Below are 17,742 nucleotides of genomic sequence, written 5' to 3' on the forward strand. Positions count from 1 at the left end.
TGATGAAAATTGCATGCTATGGCTACAAAAATTTTGATGGTTTGTTTAGGAAATATCTGTCGATCGCCCTTGGCAGAAGGATTGTTAAAGTCGAAACTTGACAAAAATGAATACTACGTCACTTCTGCAGGTACCGGTCATTGGCATGTGGGCGAAAAACCTGATTCACGCAGTATTGCGGTAGCCAAGAAAAATGGTTTGGATATTACAGACCAACGCGGCAGACAATTTAAGGCTTCAGACTTTGAAGAATTCGACCATATTTTTGTGATGGATACATCCAATCGCGATGATGTTTTGGCCCTGGCCAACTCTGAAGAAGACCGAGCAAAAGTTCAGTTGATTTTAGATGAAATATTTCCGGGTGAAAACGTCGATGTCCCCGACCCCTATCACGGTGGCGACCGCGGTTTCGATCAAGTATATGAAATGCTTGACAAGGCTAGCGATAAACTGGCAGAAAGGCTATAGCTTTTTTAACTAAAAGGTTTTCTGTACTTTTAGTTATTAAATGTTGCCTTATGAAAAAAAGTATCTCCCTCCTCTCATTCTTACTATTCACTATTTCATTAATTGCTCAAGATATCAATATCGCGTTGGTGGCCGATGGATTTTCCAGTCCCGTAGATATTGAAAATGCCGGCGATGACCGCTTGTTTATTGTGGAGCAAGGCGGTAGAATAAAGATTCTAAACGCTGACGGAACCACGAATTCGACTCCCTTTCTTGATATTTCTACCCTGGTATCCAATGGAGGCGAGCAAGGATTGCTAGGCTTAGCGTTTCATCCAGATTATGCCAACAATGGCTTCTTCTACGTGAATTATACCAAAACGAATGGTGATACTCGTGTGGCGCGGTTTTCTGTTGATTCAGGTGACCCCGATATAGCACAAGTTGGTTCGGAGTTTGAAATCATTGAGTACGAACAACCCTTTAGCAATCACAATGGTGGCGATGTAGCTTTTGGTCCTGACGGCTATCTCTATATTTCCTCTGGAGATGGCGGTAGTGGTGGTGATCCTGGCAATCGAGCACAGAACCTATCACTTCTTTTAGGTAAAATGCTACGATTGGATGTCGATGGCGGTACGCCATACGCCATACCAGCCGACAATCCTTTCTCTGGCGCTGGAACAACAATAGCCGAGGAAATTTGGGCCTATGGTTTACGCAACCCTTGGCGTTTTTCTTTCGATAGCTTGAACGGCGATCTTTGGATTGGAGATGTTGGTCAAGCCGATGTAGAAGAAATCGATCGCGCGGGAGTTGATGAAGGCGGATTAAACTACGGCTGGCGATGCTACGAGGGGTCGGTGCCGTTTAATACTTCTAACTGCCCTCCCATGGAAGATCTTACCTTTCCGATAGCCGAATACTCATCGAGCACGGGAAGTGGTAACTGTTCGGTAACCGGCGGATTTGTATATAGGGGTAGTATGTTTCCTGACCTTAACGGACTTTATTTCTATGGTGATGTTTGTAGCGGAATTATCGGTTCGGTAGATGCTGATGGAAATCTAACAGAATACGGTGACTTTTCTGGCTCTTGGGTTTCTTTTGGTGAAGATATTAATAACGAGCTATATATCGCTGATATCGGAGGCAGCATTTACCGTATAGAAGGTGAACTTTCAACTCCAGACTATAGTTCCGTTAATTTTGAAATGTATCCAAATCCAAGCTCAAGCAATGTCAACATTACCCTTTCAAAAGGAACAATAGACAGCGTTATCATCAGTACATTAAGTGGTGCTACTTTATTGAAACAGGATCAAATTTCCGAAAGCCACTATGTCTTTTCATCAAGTGATTTTGCAAGCGGTATCTATTTGGTGAAGATTATTGATAGCGCGGGAACTTCGGTTACAAAGAAGCTTGTTAAGAAATAAAAGTATTTATGAGTACTTCCCAAAAAGGAAATCTTTATTTAATTCCTACAACCTTGGGCGATTCTCCCCCTCTTGAGGTATTGCCGCTAATGGCAAAGAAAGCAGTAGAGCATATCGATCATTATATAGCAGAGCACGAAAAGAATGCGCGTAGATTCATTAAGAGCATTGTTCCAAAAAAATCGCAGCCCAACCTTCATATACAGCTAATCAACAAGTTTACCGAGCCTACTGATATCCCCAATATGCTTCAACCCTGTCATGAAGGGTTTGATGTGGGAGTCTTAAGCGATGCAGGATGTCCAGGTATTGCCGATCCGGGTGCTTCGGTTGTGGCACAAGCCCATATTCAAGGAGTGAAGGTTGTACCGCTTGTTGGTCCCTCCTCTATCCTACTCGGCATGATGGCTAGTGGATTTAACGGACAAAATTTTGCTTTTAACGGATATCTTCCCATAGATAAAAAGGAGCGTAAGCATGCTATTAAGCGACTGGAAAAACGGTCTGGAGACGAGGATCAGTCGCAGGCATTCATTGAAACCCCGTATCGCAATAACCAGATGCTGGAAAGCTTGGTCCAAACGCTTCATCCTGATACTAGAATATGTGTGGCGTGCGATATTACCCTACCTACGGAAGACATCAAGACCTTGACCGCTTCACAATGGAAACAAAAAAAGACAGACCTCAACAAGAGGCCTGCCTTATTCATTATTCAAAAGTAAACCGATTATCCCTTCACCTTCGCCTTTTTATTGGCAAGTATGAAAGAAGTATCGTATCCGCTAAATTTCTTTAAGTAATATCCTATAGAAGTTCCAAAGGCATCGTTAAAGCCAATAGCACCTCCGCTTCGTAGATATTTTTTTACATTCCCGGCACCAGCAAGGTGAGCTGCAGCCAAAATACCAGACTCCGTTACCTTCACCCCATTTACATGGCTACCCACATATCGTTTGATATCGCGACGCAGAATCCATTTGTTACGCGCCACGTAGGCATCGAAAGCAGCTTCTTGTAAGTAAGTATCGGTCAAGAAAAGGTCTGGATCGTAAATTCCTATCATATGCAAGGTAGTGGCTGCAAACTGGTATTTTCCTAAATATCCAAATTCGTTTACCGTCCAATAATCACCCCGCGATTCCTTAAAGCCTAATGCCTCCTTAAATCCGATAAAGGATTTACCCAAAAAGATGCGATAGGTAGGAGCACTTGGAAAGGGAAGATCTATCATGTCCTCTTCAGAAGGGACAGTATAGTCCATAATGTGGTCTTCAACTAAATAATGATGCAAAGAAACCGCATCTTTATTACGTCTTTCCTTTTTGGTTGAAAAACTCATGGCAAGGAAAACGACCACCGAAAGTAAAGACACTACTGCTAGTAAATTACGTTTCATTTTGTAAGGTTTTTGAAGTACTTGAAAGCCCTTCAAATTTTCGCGGGCAAAAGTACAACTTTTTTTATAAATCTGACATCCAATATGTTAACAAATGTTAAGAGGAATTGTCTTACAGTCCTCACTATAGACGGGTGAAGGGATAAGCTGTGACATAAATTTGCGTTAAAAGTGTCTTAAAATAAAAAAACCAGGCTTGTCAACCTGGTTTTTTCAATAATTATAACGTCGCCACGGCATTGTTATTTGGAAGGATTGATGCCACATCGTATGCAGCGAATTTCTGCATATATGTGGTGATGGGGACGTTATTGGCATCCCGAAAAACGTCTTGTCCATCAGAGTCCAGAAACTTCATAACGTTTCCGGCTCCTCCCAAATGAGCGGCTGCCAAAAGGCCAGACTCGGTTACGTAAATATCATTAATAATTTGGCCTTCGAATTCGTCAATATAATCCTTGAGCACCCACTTGTTTTTAGAAATTAGCGCTTCAAACGCTCTTTCCTGTAACCTTGGGGTGTTCAAGAACTTACGTTTATTATAAACGCCTACCCAATTAAGGGTAGTCCAGCCAAATTGATATTTTCCCAAATAACCTAGTCTGTTCACCGCTTTGTAATTACCACTGCTTTCTGAAAAGCCGAGGTCTTCACAAAAGCCGAGGTACGACTTCCCAACAAAGGGAATATTTTGTTGGGGATTCATATTTACTTCGAAATCATGAGGAACATTGGAAACTGCTCCTATAATGTCCGTAGTAAATATAGGACTACTGTAATTCATTTCATCTCTCGATGAAAATCCTGAAACAAAAAAGATTGTTACAAGCAGTAGCACAGACAATTTCATAAAACGTATTCTCATGTTCTATTTTGGTTTAAAAATTATAATTATTGCCCTACGACTTCGTGCCATAGGGAAATAGCCATAAAACGAACATGACTCCTCGCGGACTCATGCCGCTTGTCTTATGAAATCTTAATGTCAAAGAACTCTTTATAATGTCTTGCGGTTGTCGATATTCCTATCAACAACCAAAATCAAGATACAAATACAATGAGGTTGTAGAAAGCAATTAACAGCCTTTAACCCCTTGTTTTAAAAAGGTTTAACATTGAAGGAAAGCACGAAAAAAGTATGCCAAAGTACCTAGCGATTGATGCCCTGAGCATTTATCCAGCGCACATATTCCGCTTTGTTTTGGTTGTGCTGCGCTAGGGTTTTGGCGAATTTGTGATAGCCTAGATTATTAACATCGGCTACAAAGTAGTAGTATTCGTGGTTTTCGGCATTCAATACCGCATTGATAGAAGAAATATCAGGCATACTGATAGGGCCTGGCGGAACACCGGTATATTTATAGGTATTATAAGGGGAATCGATTTCCAAATCTTTGTAAAGTACACGCTTGATGACCTGATCGAAATCGTCTTCCTTAAGCTTTTTCGCATAAATGACCGTCGGATCGGCCTGAAGTGGCATACCTCGCTTTATACGGTTCAAGTACACTCCAGCTACACGTGGTCGCTCATCGACCTTGGCCGTTTCCTTTTGAACAATAGCGGCAAGACTTATGACACCATTTTTAGACAATCCTAGTTCACTTGCCTTTTGCTTGCGAGTCTCCGTCCAAAATCGGTCATATTCGGTTTGCATACGATCCCGGAAGCCTTCGGCGGTGGTGTTCCAATAGAATTCATAGGTGTTAGGCACATACATTCCCAACGCACTTTCTGAAGTAAGTTGCTGTTTCTCAAGAAAGGAAGTATCGCGCATCGCTCTTAACAAAGCAACGCTATCGGCTTCAATCTGTTTTGAAATGGCACCCGCCAGATCTTCGAGTCGCTCCTGATTGTTGAATTTCACCTGAATCGGGATATTTCGACTGCGGATGGTGTTTACGATATCGTTATTGTTCATTCCGCTTTTCAAAATAAAATGGCCAGGCTTAATATTGGAAGGGTATTCTTTTCGGTTTGCGACTGCGACGAAACTTTCCATATCGTCCAATAGTGGTTCCAATTCATTATATACATCAGAAAATGAAGCATCGGTAGGGATATACACATGTGCCTCATCGTTATTAAATGTGGTGTTGGGTGAAAAAACGGTACTATAAACATACCAGGCAAAGGCTCCCATGGCGATAAGACCTAACAGGGCAACCGCCCAAAGAATTTTTTTGATGTACATATTATATCAGTATCTGTAAAAAAACAACGTTTTGGAAGCCTTCTTCCTCTTTAAGCCAATCCTTCATAACTCCTGTCTGCTCGAAACCTGCTTTTTTGAAGAGTGCCAAACTTCTTTCATTCGTTTCAGGAATGGAAGCGTAAAATTGATGGAGTGAAAGATGTCTCTTTCCATATTTTTCTAAAAGTTGTAACGCTTCATAAGCATACCCTTTTTTTCTATCTTCAGCTTTGGCAATCACCACTCCTACCCCGGCACGTTTATGCTTAGGGTCGAAATCGAATAGGTCGACACAGCCAACAGAGCGCTCTTCTTCCACAGTGCAAATCATAAAGCGAAGCTGCTTTATTTCATAAATATCGCGATGGGAATTTTCTAAATACTGCTTCAACACATGTTTCGAAAAGGGATTGGAGGTGTTGCTAACATACCAAACCTCCTCATCGTTTTCCAATTGGTATAGGAACTCCAAGTCTTCTGGCTCCAAGGCTCGCAAATATATCTTTTCTCCTTTCAATGTACTCATAGCCATTCTCCTTTAAAAACCTGTTCGGCTGGGCCTTCTAAAAAAATATCGGAATATCCTTCATTCGTTTTGTCGAAATGCACCTGTAAATCGCCACCGGGTGTTTTTAGGGTAATCGAAGTAGTATTCGACTTTCCAAGTTCCGCCATGGCAATCGCAACTGCAGTTACGCCGGTCCCGCATGAGAGTGTTTCATTTTCAACCCCACGTTCATACGTTCGAACCTGAAAGGTCTCCTCGTCGACTTGCTTTACGAAATTGATATTAGCACCCGTTTCGCCATACAGTCCATAGCGTAAACGCTTGCCTTGCAGCTTCACATCAAGATCTTCTATCTCGTTCACCATTTGTACATGATGTGGTGAGCCAGTATTCAGAAAAACATGTTTTTCAAAAACATTCACCTCGGTCACATCGTTCATCTTCAACCGTATCTGTCCATCGGAAACAGTTGCCGTATGCATCCCGTCTATCGCTTCAAATTCCGCTTCACCTTCAATAACACCCAAAAAATGAGCGACATGTACCAAACAGCGGCCGCCGTTGCCACACATAGAGCTTTCCTTTCCATCGGAATTGAAATACACCATCGTAAAGTTGGCAGTATTGTGCTCTTCCAACAGTATTAGGCCATCTGCACCAATGCCAAAATTTCTGTCACACATCTTGGCAATCAGTTTGGTATCATTTTTGGAAAATATAGACTGACGATTATCGATAATGATAAAATCGTTTCCAGTCCCTTGATATTTATAGAAAGGTATGGCCATGGGCGCAAAGGTAGCAAAAAAGCCTTGGCACCCATGCGAAATTTGCGGTGTTAAACCGACGTTAAAACTGAAATATCGCTATACGATACTCGTCTTTTATTCAGTTATGTTCAACGTAAAAAAGAAAAACAATGAAACAGGCAGTTAGATTATTTCTGGTAGCGCTGTTCGCAGGCGCCATCACTTTAGGCGGATACAAATACTTCTTGGAAAAAGATTCCGTTACCATCGCTACCGCAGAAGAAAACCCATCCTTCATCCCTACAAATTTTAATTCCTTACCTACAAGTAGCACCAATGCCGACTTTACCGAAGCGGCGAATAACTCGGTTCACGCTGTGGTTCACGTAAAAAATGTGACCATTAGTCGGCAGCCCTCCAACCTTATGGAATATTTCTATGGCGGTGGGGAACCACGCGCTATGGTAGGTGCAGGAAGTGGGGTTATTATCTCACCCGATGGCTATATCGTTACCAATAACCATGTTATTGAAAATGCTTCGCAATTGGAGGTTACCTTAAACGATAATCGAACGTATGAAGCAACCTTAATAGGATCGGATCCTAAAACCGACATTGCCCTGATAAAGGTAGAGGCCGAAAATGACTTGCCGTTTATGCCTTTTGGCGATTCGAACAATGTTCAGTTGGGTGAATGGGTCTTGGCCGTTGGTAATCCTTTCAATCTTACCTCGACCGTAACGGCTGGAATTGTAAGTGCGAAGGCGCGCGATTTGAACCAATTCGACCGAAATCCACAATCCTTTATTCAAACCGATGCGGCCGTAAACCGTGGAAATAGCGGTGGTGCGTTGGTGAATATTAGGGGTGAATTGATCGGAATCAATACCGCGATTACTTCCGAAACCGGATCGTATGTGGGCTACTCCTTTGCAGTGCCTTCCAACAATGCGCGTAAAGTTATTGAAGATATCATGGAATTCGGAAATGTACAGCGTGCCATTTTAGGTATCTCGGGAGGAAGTTTGAATACGAAGGTTGCCGATGACTTGGGAATCGATGAAACCGAAGGCGTATATGTTGGTGGTGTGGAAGCCGGTAGCGGTGCCGAAAAAGGTGGCATAAAAGAAGGCGATATCATCAAGGAATTAGACGGTGTGCAGATTACGAAATTCTCCGACCTAGCCGGTTATTTAGGTTCGAAACGCCCTGATGATGTGGTATCTGTAAAGGTACTCCGCAACGGACGCGAAAAAGTGATTCCCGTAACCTTAATCAAACTAGATACCTTTGAGATTCAGGATATAGGTCTTGAGGTACGAAACGCGAGCAAAGCACAATTGGAAAATCGCGGTCTGAAAAATGGCGTCATTGTTTCCCGTACCTTAACGAAGGATATGGCACAGTACGGATTGGAAGGAATCGTGATAACTAAAATCAATGATAAGGACGTTAACGATATAGACGATGTGAAGCGCATCATGAACCAACGAAATTACAAGGCTCCTATAAAAATGACGTTTGTAAATCAGCGTGGCGAGCTAAATTCGTTCATCTTCAGGTAATACGTTGTTATTTCTTGAAGGAATACCCCTCTATAAATCAATTTTTTAGAGGGGTATTTTATTTTGATGAAAGGCTTCACGAAAACGTTTGAAATAATTATTTTTGCAGCAAATTTAAAACCAATAATTCTCGAGTTTCGAGACCCTAAAACAACATACCTATGAGTTTTGATGACGTTTATGAAAAAGAACTGTCGTTTCAAACCGACCGCCGAAAGGCTTCCGTGGAATTTATTAAGATTGTAAGCGATCTTTGGTACGACAAAAGCATTGAGTTAGTGCTTTTCCGAAATCCACTTATCAATCGGAATGTAAGTGAAATCCTGAACCTCCATGAGTATGCCGGCGAATTCGTTCAAAAGCCTATCTCTATTTTCGATTCAGTTGAAATAGCCGAGGCCATCAAAACATTAGACCTTCCTCCTGCAAAATTAGATATCGGAAAACTGACGTATGAATATCACTTAGAGGAAAACGAGCACCAGGACGCTTTAGATTTTGTAAGCAACAAGCTTAAAGGTTCTAAGGAAAAAGAGGAAATCGTTCCGAAGGATGTTGTTTTATATGGATTCGGACGCATCGGACGTCTTTTAGCACGTGAATTAATGACCCGTACCGGAAAGGGAAGTCAGCTTCGCCTTCGTGCTATTGTTACACGGGGAACCGTAGACCAAACGGTGTTGGAGAAACGCGCCTCCTTGCTGGAATTCGACTCGGTTCATGGTGATTTTCCGGGTACTGTACGTGCCGATGTAGATAGAAAAGCATTGATTATTAACGGTACAACCGTTCATATGATTTCTGCCAATGCTCCGGAAGACATCGATTATACGGAATACGGCATCGAAAATGCCTTGGTTATCGATAACACAGGTGCTTTCCGAGACGAAGAGGCACTTGGTCGTCATTTAAAAGCAAAAGGTGTAGCGAAAGTACTGTTGACAGCACCAGGGAAAGGAGTTCCAAATATCGTTCACGGTGTAAACCATAAAGAATACGATCCAGAGAAAGTGGATATCTTTTCGGCGGCCTCTTGTACGACCAATGCCATCACACCCGTTTTGAAAGCGGTAGAGGATAGCTTGGGAGTTGTTCATGGGCATTTGGAAACCATTCACGCCTATACCAACGATCAAAACTTGGTCGATAACATGCATAAAAAATACCGTCGTGGGCGTGCGGCTGCCTTGAACATGGTGATCACCGAAACAGGCGCTGGAAAAGCAGTTAGTAAGGCACTTCCTTCGTTTGAAGGGAAATTGACGAGCAATGCTATTCGTGTTCCGGTTCCGAATGGTTCGCTAGCGATCTTGAATTTGGAGCTGGAAAGCAAAACCTCTGTAGATGGCCTTAATTCCATCATGAAGAAATATGCATTGGAAGGCGATTTGGTCGAGCAGATTAAATATTCTTTGAATAACGAATTGGTATCCAGCGATATCGTTGGTTCCTCCGCTCCTTCTATTTATGACAGCAACGCAACGATTGTAACCGCTGATGGGAAAAATGTTGTGCTTTATGTTTGGTACGATAATGAATATGGCTACAGCCATCAGGTAATCCGTTTAGCAAAATACATCGCACAAGTAAGACGTTATACGTATTACTAGGATTGTAATGATATACTAAAAGGAGCCCGTTCTTTTGAGCGGGCTTTTTTATTTGAATGAGGCAAAATAGCCGACTTATACGCTATATTTGTATTCTAAACCATTCAATTATGGATCACCTGACCAAACTAGAGGAAATGCTAGATCAGGCAAACCTCGACATCAAAAATGGCCTTTACGATAAGGCGAGCAATACCTTAGAGGAAATTTTGGATATGGATTCCGACTTCGGAAAAGCCTATAACCATCTTGGGTATTTGTATGAAGTGAAATTTAAGGAGTATGAAAAAGGCGAAACCCTTTATAAGCTTTGTCTTGAGAAAACACCAATGTATCCTGCCGTTTACTATAACTATTCAATTTTGCTTTCAACCTTGGGAAAATGGGACGAGTTGAAGGAGTTGTTAGATAAGGCCATCAATATCCCCGGTATTACGAAATCGACCATCTATAATGAATATGCCATCATGTATGAACAGCAAGGAAAATTGGATGAAGCTATTGAATACTATCGAAAAACCGGTTTAAATACGTTGGATAAGACTGTGTTGGACAGAGCAAAAGCTTCTATCGAACGCTGTAAATCGAAAAAAGAATTGTTTTAGATGCGCATAGACATTATTACCGTCTTACCAGAATTATTAGAAAGTCCTTTTGAAGCTTCCATATTGAAACGCGCGATTGAGAAAGGTTTAGTAGAAGTACATTTGCATAACCTACGCGACTATTCTTCGAATAATTATAAACAGGTGGACGATTACCAGTTTGGGGGTGGCGCCGGCATGGTATTGATGATTGAACCCATCGATAAATGTATTTCTGAATTAAAGTCGGTACGGGATTACGATGAAGTTCTATACATGACTCCAGACGGGGAAAAGTTTACACAAGGCATTGCGAACGAGCTTTCATTGAAAGGGAATATCATCATTTTGTGCGGTCACTACAAAGGCGTTGACCAACGTGTACGCGATCATTTTGTAACGAGGGAACTTACGATTGGCGATTATGTGTTGAGTGGTGGTGAATTAGCCGCGGCGGTGGTTAGCGATGCCATCATTCGATTGCTGCCCGGTGTACTGGGGGATGAAACCAGCGCACTGACCGATAGCTTTCAGGATAATTTGCTGGCCCCTCCTATCTATACGCGTCCTGCCGAATATAAGGGTTGGACTGTTCCTGAAATCTTGACAAGTGGCAACCTGCCAAAAATTGAAGCGTGGCGCGAACAGCAAGCCATTGAACGGACCGAAAAGCGGCGACCGGATTTGTTGGATGATTAGTTGGTAGTCATTAGTCGATAGTCTTTAGTCGAAAGTAAAGATCGGTGGTCGGTAAGCAGTGAACCCTCCTTCGGCGGGCAGGCAGTGACCAGTGACCAGTGACCAGTGACCAGTGACCAGTGAAGATAAGATATCCACCCTAAACCCTACACCCTACATATTTCTACAGTTTCAAAAAAACATCGCATACCATTGCACCATCCCGATAAAACACTATCTTTGCAGCCGATTTGATTCAACCTCTGGCGAGAATCGCGAATGTTGGTTAAACATAACTTAAGATAAGAGCAAATATGGACTCGATAATCAAATTTGTAGAAGACGAATTCGTATCGAAGAAAGAATTTCCACAATTCGGAGCAGGTGATACCATCACTGTGTATTATGAAATTCGTGAAGGTGAAAAAACCCGTACCCAGTTTTTCCGTGGAACGGTAATTCAAATTAAAGGAACTGGTGCAACAAAGACCTTCACCATTCGTAAAATGTCTGGAACCGTTGGCGTAGAGCGTATCTTCCCAATCAATTTGCCAGCCATCCAAAAAATTGAAATGAACAAAAAAGGTAGCGTACGTAGAAAACGTATCTTCTACTTCCGTAACCTTACCGGTAAGAAAGCTAGAATTCGCGAAAAGAAGAGCTAGTCGATTACCACGACAACACTACCAAAAATGCGGTCTCTTACAGGCCGCATTTTTTTATGAACAAATGTTAATAACAAAAGTTTATAAAATGTTAATACAAAAGGGATTACAAAATTTGGAGAATTGAAAATCTGTTTTACATTAGCAATATCAAAATGATGATCCATTCATCTTTTGGTAAACATAAAGTAACGTTCTTTATAAGCTTTTGAGGTTGTTTGAAGTTCTTACCTTCATCGGAAGGTGAGGTCCTAGACCAAAAAAAGTTTGAGAGTTTTTTCGAGATTCAGAGCGTAATTCATATTACGGAATCGTTTGAGAAAAAATCATCTCGTTGAAATGTCGTCACAATGATATAGGTGTAATAACCGTATCCTACAATCGCAACGATTGGTTGGTAAAGACGAGTTTCACAAGGAGCCTTGTTCATGTACCCGTTACAGGAATAAGGCTCTTCTTGTTTTTATACCCCACCCATCCATACTTTTTTGAGTACCTTTGACGTTGGAAATAAAACCCTTCATTGCTCACTATTACTTATGAAGCTACGCGCGGAAAATCTTGTTAAATCCTATAAAGGTCGAAAAGTTGTTAAAGGTATTACCCTAGAGGTGAATCAAGGGGAAATTGTAGGACTACTCGGACCGAACGGAGCCGGAAAAACCACTTCTTTCTATATGATCGTGGGCCTTATCAAGCCCAACGGCGGACAGATATTTCTGGAAGGGACCAACATCACCAAATTCCCGATGTACAAACGCGCACAAAACGGAATTGGTTATCTAGCTCAAGAAGCTTCGGTATTCCGAAAATTAAGCGTAGAGGATAACATTCTAAGCGTGCTTCAGCTTACCAACCTCAACAAAAAGGAACAGCAGCAGAAAATGGAATCGCTGTTGGAAGAATTTGGATTGAACCACATTCGGAAAAACCGCGGTGATTTATTAAGTGGTGGCGAACGTAGACGAACGGAAATAGCCCGTGCCTTGGCAACCGACCCTCACTTTATTCTTTTGGATGAACCCTTTGCAGGAGTAGATCCCGTTGCGGTGGAAGACATTCAGCGTATCGTGGCGCAATTGAAGCAAAAGAATATCGGAATCCTTATTACTGACCATAACGTACAGGAAACGCTCGCCATAACCGATCATACGTACCTCATGTTCGAAGGAAGCATTCTAAAACACGGAATACCTGAAGAGTTAGCGGAAGATGCGATGGTTCGCAAAGTATATTTAGGTCAGAACTTCGAACTTCGGAAAAAGAAGCTTTTTACCGACTAAACCTTTCTTTGTTTCAGGAATAGCGACATTCCGATATACAGGGCAATAATTACTGGAATGGCGATAAACTTCAACAGTAAGATGGCTACGATACACAGCACTAAAAATGCATAGCGGAAGCCATTTTTCTTCAACCCCAAATCCTTAAACTTTAGTGCAAACAATTCAATTTCAGCATTCAGCATTATACAACTGAAAATCGTTAGCAACAACAAAAACCAAGGATTCAGCAACACCCCTTCAAGGCCATCAAAGGACTGATATTCCAAAATTAGCGGAATACTTAAAATCAAAATCGCATTGGCCGGAGTTGGTAGCCCGATAAAACCCTCTGCTTGGCGTTCATCCACATTGAATTTCGCCAAACGATAGGCCGAAGCCACTGCTATTAACAATCCGACAAACGGAGCATATTGACTGTAGCCTGCATTCCATGTATCGGAAGCAAAAGGTGCGGTAACATCCAAATAATCACCTGACAATGCTTGCGAAAACAATTGTACCATGACTACTGCCGGTGCCAAACCACTCGTTATTACATCGGCCAACGAATCCAATTGTAATCCGACTGGGCTCTGAGCTTTCAGCAATCGTGCAGCCAAGCCATCAAAAAAGTCGAAAAAGATCCCCGCAAATACGAAAAATGCCGCAGGTACTACTTCGCCCACTACAGCAAGCATTACCGCAACGCTTCCACAGAGCAAATTAAGGGATGTAATAAGGTTTGGGATGTGTTTCTGCATAAAACCGTGATTAATTGTAAAAATAGCAAAGTATTTGCGACTACCTTATCAAAACACAATATGTCGTTAAAATTACAGTTTAGTATTGTGTAAAATTGTTTGATATTTGCGCAAAATAGCACGCTTGAAAAAGAACCTCATCTTACTATTTTTTCTTACGGCAAGCATTGCCTATTCCCAAACCACTCGAAAATACTCGAACGAGTTTATGAATATAGGTGTCGATGCCGCTGCCTTTGGTATGGCTAATGCCGTCGTTGCCTCTAGTGCCGATGTCAATTCGGGCTATTGGAACCCTGCCGGTTTGGTAGCGCTTGAAGACAATCAACTCGCCTTAATGCATGCTTCTTACTTTGCCAATATCGCAAATTACGATTATGCTGGTTTTGCGATGCCTTTGGACGACCAAAGTGCTGTTGGGTTATCGGTTATTCGCTTTGGGGTCGATGATATCTTAAACACTACCCAACTTATCGATGAACAAGGTCAGATCGATTATAATAGAATCAGCCTTTTCTCCACTGCCGACTATGGCGTTACTTTTTCCTATGCTCGGGAATTGCCGTTGGATGGCTTGAATATCGGGGTCAACGCCAAGGTAATTCGAAGAATTATCGGCGATTTTGCTAACTCTTGGGGATTCGGATTGGATGCTGGACTTCAGTTTAATAGTGGCGATTGGAAATTCGGCCTTATGGCACGCGATATTACGACCACTTTCAATGCATGGAGTATTGATGAAGATGAATTTGCTAGCATTCAACAGGCCGTCGAGGGTCAGAATCAAGAGTTACCTGAAACTACGGAAATTACGATTCCAAAACTGCAGCTAGGAGTATCGCGAGAATTTATATTTCATTACGACTATTCCTTATTGGCCGAAGTCGATTTCAACTTCCGCTTTGCGGAAACTAACGATGTTGTTTCTTCCTCATTTGCGAGCATGACACCTGCTGTGGGACTTCAGTTTGGCTATATCGATATGGTGTTTGTACGTGCCGGAATGGGAAATTTCCAAAATAGTTTAGGCTTGGATGGCACTGAAAACGTTTCCTTTCAACCGAATATCGGTGTCGGTTTTAAATATAAGGGCATTCAGGTAGATTACGCCCTCACGGATATCGGCGACCAAAGCGCCGCCTTATATTCCAATGTCTTTTCCTTGAAATTGGATTGGAGCTTATTCCGATAGGAAACCTTCGCTCTTAAAATACCTCTGCTTAGGTCACAATTCGTATTTTTGTGCTATTCTAAACGCCACGTATGTTGAAAGCACTTCGTTTCGCCCTTATCCTTATCTTTCTTATTCCTTTTACTGTTGAAGCCCAGTTTCGTTCGCTTTCAGATGAAGCGGAGATCAGCATTTTGACAATCGGTCCAGGTGCCCAACTCTATGATAAATTCGGTCACAGCGCCTTTCGAGTGAAGGATTCGTCACAGGAATTCGATATTGTTTTCAACTATGGTGTATACGATTTCAACACGCCTAATTTCTACACCAAATTTGCGCAGGGAAAACTTCCTTATCAGTTAGGCGTTGGCTATTTCGATGGTTTCTTTGAAAGTTATAAGCAACAAAACCGATGGGTGAAGGAACAGGTCTTGAACCTTTCCTATGCTGAAAAACAGGCACTGTTTCGATTTCTTCAGAAGAATGCCTTACCTGAAAACCGGGAATATCAGTATGATTTTTTCTACGACAACTGTGCCACCAAGATTCGCGATGTTTTGAAGAATGTCGTAGGTGAAGACCTTACCTACACTGACGATTTTAAAGAAGAACAATATACCTTTCGGGAACTGATTCAACAGAATGTTCATTGGAATACCTGGGGAAGTTTAGGGATGGATGTTGCCATTGGTGCGGTTGTCGACCAGCCCGCAACGGCTTGGGAATATCAATTTCTACCAGATTACGTGTTTCAGGCAGCCGCAACGGCAACCCTTCAGAAAAACGGTACTTCGGAAAACTTGGTGAAGGAAACGAAGACGCTGTTTGAGAATACTCCTAGAGATGCTACTCCCTTCTTTTTTACAAGTCCGTTGTTTGTTTTCTTGCTTATCGCTGTCTTTATCCTCTGGCGAACGTTTAACGATGCAAAACAAATAGGTCGTTGTAGAAGAATGGATGGTGGCTTGTTTGCCATAACGGGGATTATCGGCATCATTCTTTTCCTATTGTGGTTTGCCACCGATCATTCTGCAACAGCCAATAACTACAACCTTTTATGGGCCTTCCCAATCAATATCGGTATTGCATGGGCGGTAAGCAGGCCCTATCCGAAAAAGTGGGTGCGACAATATGTGTTTTTCCTTGCTTTACTATTAGCGTTGCTCTGTATTCATTGGATAACAGGCGTGCAGGCCTTTCCAAAAGCATTGATTCCCTTTTTCTTGGCACTAGCAGTACGTTATATCTTTTTGCTTTGGTATTTAAAGAGAAAACCACAATCGCCTACTATTGAAGGTTAGGTTATTGACCTCTAAAGAAGATAATCGTACTCAAGGTTTTAATCACGATGCTGATATCAAGGAATAAGCTACGCTTTTTGATGTAGTACAGATCGTATTGAAGTTTTACTAAGGCATCTTCCTGTGTCATTCCATATTTTGCATTTACCTGGGCCCAGCCCGTTACACCAGGCTTCACCAAATGGCGGATTTCATAAAAGGGAATTTCCTTGGAAAGGTTTTCAACGAATATAGGGCGTTCGGGTCGTGGTCCGATGACGCTCATATCACCTTTAATCACATTGATAAACTGTGGAATTTCATCGAAACGGGAACGACGAAGAAAACGACCAAACTTGGTAACACGAACATCCTTTGCTTCGGCGTAGCGTGCCCCATCCTTTTCGGCATCGCGCACCATACTTCGCAATTTATAAATATTGAAAACGTCACCATTTCTTCCTACTCTTTCCTGAGTATAAAAAAACGGACCCCTATTTGCTACTAGGTTCCCTATGATGATGACAGGTGAAATGAGTAGTCCGAAGCTTAGCCCCAAAATTGAAAAAAACAGGTCCAATAATCGGTGGAAGAATAGATAGAGCTTATTTTGATTGCTTCGGCTAAACGGGAAATAGCGGTAAAAATCGTTGGATACATGTTGCACCGGAACTCGGCGGTTGATTTCTTCGTATACTTGCGTGTATTCCCGAATGTGAACCCCCTTTTCCAATAGTGAAATAAGCTGGTTGTTAAGGGGAATCGTGATGTCGCTGGTTTCAGATACCGCTACTACAATTTCGGATACGGTATATTCTGAAATGATATTTTCTAGGTCCTTTGCTTCAAACTGATCGATACCTTCTGGAGCATATTTTTCTTCACCTGTATTCACAAAGCCAATTACCCGATAGTTGGGATCCGATTTTTGAAGCGAATCGACTACCCTTTCAATATCTTTTTCATTCCCTATCACCAATACTCGCTTAAAGAATCGGGGTGTCGCAATTAAGGAGATATAGGCATACCGCCAAATAAAGAGTGCGAGGTTCACACTTATGTAGAAGTATACAATCTGTAATCGATTGGGTGGTAATTCTGGCGTAAAGAATGGCGTTAATAAATAGAACAACACCGTAACCGAGGAGGTTAGGATAATATTCTGGACCACTGTTTCCAGCCGGCTAGCCTTCTGCAGGTTATAGAGCTCGAAGATGGTAGCAAAAACCGTGAGGTATAAGGCTAATACGATGGACCATACCCAGTGGGTAGAATTTATCTTGAAATAATCGAAATTGAAAACCAGTCCAACCGCGTACAATAGTGCCAAAACACTGATTATGTCGAAGATACGCAGCAATACCTTCCGCTCGGATATATCGAAATGAATACTCGATTGTTGGGACATGGGGAGGTTTTAA

Annotated in this window: 18 protein-coding genes; 11 read left to right on the top strand and 7 right to left on the bottom strand. The window is 42.0% G+C overall.

Translation table 11 applies throughout. The features are described 5' to 3' along the window. The first annotated feature begins 18 nt into the window (after positions 1 to 18). The 3 genes from I4Q58_RS01635 to I4Q58_RS01645 are packed head-to-tail and all read left to right on the top strand — an operon-like array spanning position 19 to position 2,617. Entirely contained in the window at positions 19 to 471 is a 453-nt protein-coding gene (locus tag I4Q58_RS01635; RefSeq protein ID WP_203293066.1) for a low molecular weight protein-tyrosine-phosphatase, read from the top strand. 50 nt (positions 472 to 521) lie between these two features. Continuing rightward, positions 522 to 1,892 (top strand): PQQ-dependent sugar dehydrogenase, encoded by a 1,371-nt coding sequence (locus I4Q58_RS01640; protein ID WP_203293068.1) that lies wholly within the window; start codon positions 522 to 524, stop codon positions 1,890 to 1,892. Between the two features lie 8 nt (positions 1,893 to 1,900). After that, a complete protein-coding gene (locus tag I4Q58_RS01645) occupies positions 1,901 to 2,617 on the top strand; it encodes an SAM-dependent methyltransferase (protein ID WP_203293070.1) in 717 nt (238 codons plus the stop codon). Positions 2,618 to 2,622: 5 nt separating this feature from the next. Here I4Q58_RS01645 and I4Q58_RS01650 read toward each other — a convergent pair whose 3' ends face one another. The 5 genes from I4Q58_RS01650 to dapF form a co-directional block, all read right to left on the bottom strand. After that, positions 2,623 to 3,291 (bottom strand): peptidoglycan-binding protein LysM, encoded by a 669-nt coding sequence (locus tag I4Q58_RS01650; RefSeq protein ID WP_203293072.1) that lies wholly within the window; start codon positions 3,289 to 3,291, stop codon positions 2,623 to 2,625. Positions 3,292 to 3,511: 220 nt separating this feature from the next. Further along, positions 3,512 to 4,156, bottom strand: a complete 645-nt coding sequence (locus I4Q58_RS01655) for a hypothetical protein (protein WP_203293074.1) — start codon at positions 4,154 to 4,156, stop codon at positions 3,512 to 3,514. A gap of 285 nt (positions 4,157 to 4,441) precedes the next feature. After that, on the bottom strand, positions 4,442 to 5,485 hold the full coding sequence (gene mltG, locus I4Q58_RS01660) for an endolytic transglycosylase MltG (protein WP_203293076.1): 1,044 nt from the start codon (positions 5,483 to 5,485) through the stop codon (positions 4,442 to 4,444). Between the two features lies 1 nt (position 5,486). Continuing rightward, complete coding sequence (locus I4Q58_RS01665) at positions 5,487 to 6,011, bottom strand: GNAT family N-acetyltransferase (RefSeq protein ID WP_203293078.1); 525 nt, start codon at positions 6,009 to 6,011, stop codon at positions 5,487 to 5,489. Next, entirely contained in the window at positions 6,008 to 6,781 is a 774-nt protein-coding gene (gene dapF, locus I4Q58_RS01670) for a diaminopimelate epimerase (RefSeq protein WP_203293080.1), read from the bottom strand. The genes I4Q58_RS01665 and dapF overlap by 4 nt, the downstream gene beginning before the upstream one ends. Positions 6,782 to 6,912: 131 nt before the next feature. Between dapF and I4Q58_RS01675 the strand changes: the two genes are divergently transcribed. The 6 genes from I4Q58_RS01675 (at position 6,913) to lptB (ending at position 13,127) form a co-directional block, all read left to right on the top strand. Next, the gene (locus I4Q58_RS01675; protein ID WP_203293082.1) at positions 6,913 to 8,307 is read left to right on the top strand and encodes a trypsin-like peptidase domain-containing protein; all 1,395 of its coding nucleotides are present in this window, start codon (positions 6,913 to 6,915) and stop codon (positions 8,305 to 8,307) included. A 161-nt stretch (positions 8,308 to 8,468) separates the two neighbouring features. Beyond that, positions 8,469 to 9,917 carry a glyceraldehyde-3-phosphate dehydrogenase gene (locus I4Q58_RS01680; RefSeq protein ID WP_203293084.1) on the top strand — a complete coding sequence of 483 codons (1,449 nt, stop codon included), beginning with the start codon at positions 8,469 to 8,471 and terminating at the stop codon, positions 9,915 to 9,917. Between the two features lie 110 nt (positions 9,918 to 10,027). Further along, positions 10,028 to 10,522 carry a tetratricopeptide repeat protein gene (locus tag I4Q58_RS01685; RefSeq protein WP_203293086.1) on the top strand — a complete coding sequence of 165 codons (495 nt, stop codon included), beginning with the start codon at positions 10,028 to 10,030 and terminating at the stop codon, positions 10,520 to 10,522. After that, positions 10,523 to 11,200 carry a tRNA (guanosine(37)-N1)-methyltransferase TrmD gene (gene trmD, locus I4Q58_RS01690; RefSeq protein ID WP_203293088.1) on the top strand — a complete coding sequence of 226 codons (678 nt, stop codon included), beginning with the start codon at positions 10,523 to 10,525 and terminating at the stop codon, positions 11,198 to 11,200. Between the two features lie 293 nt (positions 11,201 to 11,493). Further along, positions 11,494 to 11,844 (top strand): 50S ribosomal protein L19, encoded by a 351-nt coding sequence (gene rplS / locus I4Q58_RS01695; RefSeq protein WP_203293090.1) that lies wholly within the window; start codon positions 11,494 to 11,496, stop codon positions 11,842 to 11,844. 539 nt (positions 11,845 to 12,383) lie between these two features. Beyond that, positions 12,384 to 13,127 carry an LPS export ABC transporter ATP-binding protein gene (gene lptB / locus I4Q58_RS01700; protein ID WP_203293092.1) on the top strand — a complete coding sequence of 248 codons (744 nt, stop codon included), beginning with the start codon at positions 12,384 to 12,386 and terminating at the stop codon, positions 13,125 to 13,127. On the opposite strand, the gene I4Q58_RS01705 is transcribed toward lptB, so the two are convergent. Continuing rightward, positions 13,124 to 13,870, bottom strand: coding sequence for a CDP-alcohol phosphatidyltransferase family protein (locus I4Q58_RS01705; protein WP_203293094.1), 747 nt, complete (start codon positions 13,868 to 13,870; stop codon positions 13,124 to 13,126). The two genes, lptB and I4Q58_RS01705, sit on opposite strands and share 4 nt — an antisense overlap. Before the next feature lie 124 nt (positions 13,871 to 13,994). Here I4Q58_RS01705 and I4Q58_RS01710 point away from each other — a divergent pair, with 124 nt between their 5' ends. Beyond that, complete coding sequence (locus I4Q58_RS01710) at positions 13,995 to 15,062, top strand: putative type IX sorting system protein PorV2 (RefSeq protein ID WP_236002796.1); 1,068 nt, start codon at positions 13,995 to 13,997, stop codon at positions 15,060 to 15,062. A gap of 71 nt (positions 15,063 to 15,133) precedes the next feature. After that, positions 15,134 to 16,342: a lipoprotein N-acyltransferase Lnb domain-containing protein gene (locus tag I4Q58_RS01715; RefSeq protein WP_203293096.1), complete on the top strand. Its 1,209-nt coding sequence runs from the start codon at positions 15,134 to 15,136 to the stop codon at positions 16,340 to 16,342. Position 16,343: 1 nt separating this feature from the next. Here I4Q58_RS01715 and I4Q58_RS01720 read toward each other — a convergent pair whose 3' ends face one another. Further along, on the bottom strand, positions 16,344 to 17,729 hold the full coding sequence (locus I4Q58_RS01720) for a sugar transferase (RefSeq protein ID WP_203293098.1): 1,386 nt from the start codon (positions 17,727 to 17,729) through the stop codon (positions 16,344 to 16,346). Between the last annotated feature and the right edge of the window lie 13 nt (positions 17,730 to 17,742).

The organism is Luteirhabdus pelagi, from assembly GCF_016827595.1.
GTDB lineage: Bacteria > Bacteroidota > Bacteroidia > Flavobacteriales > Flavobacteriaceae > Luteirhabdus > Luteirhabdus pelagi.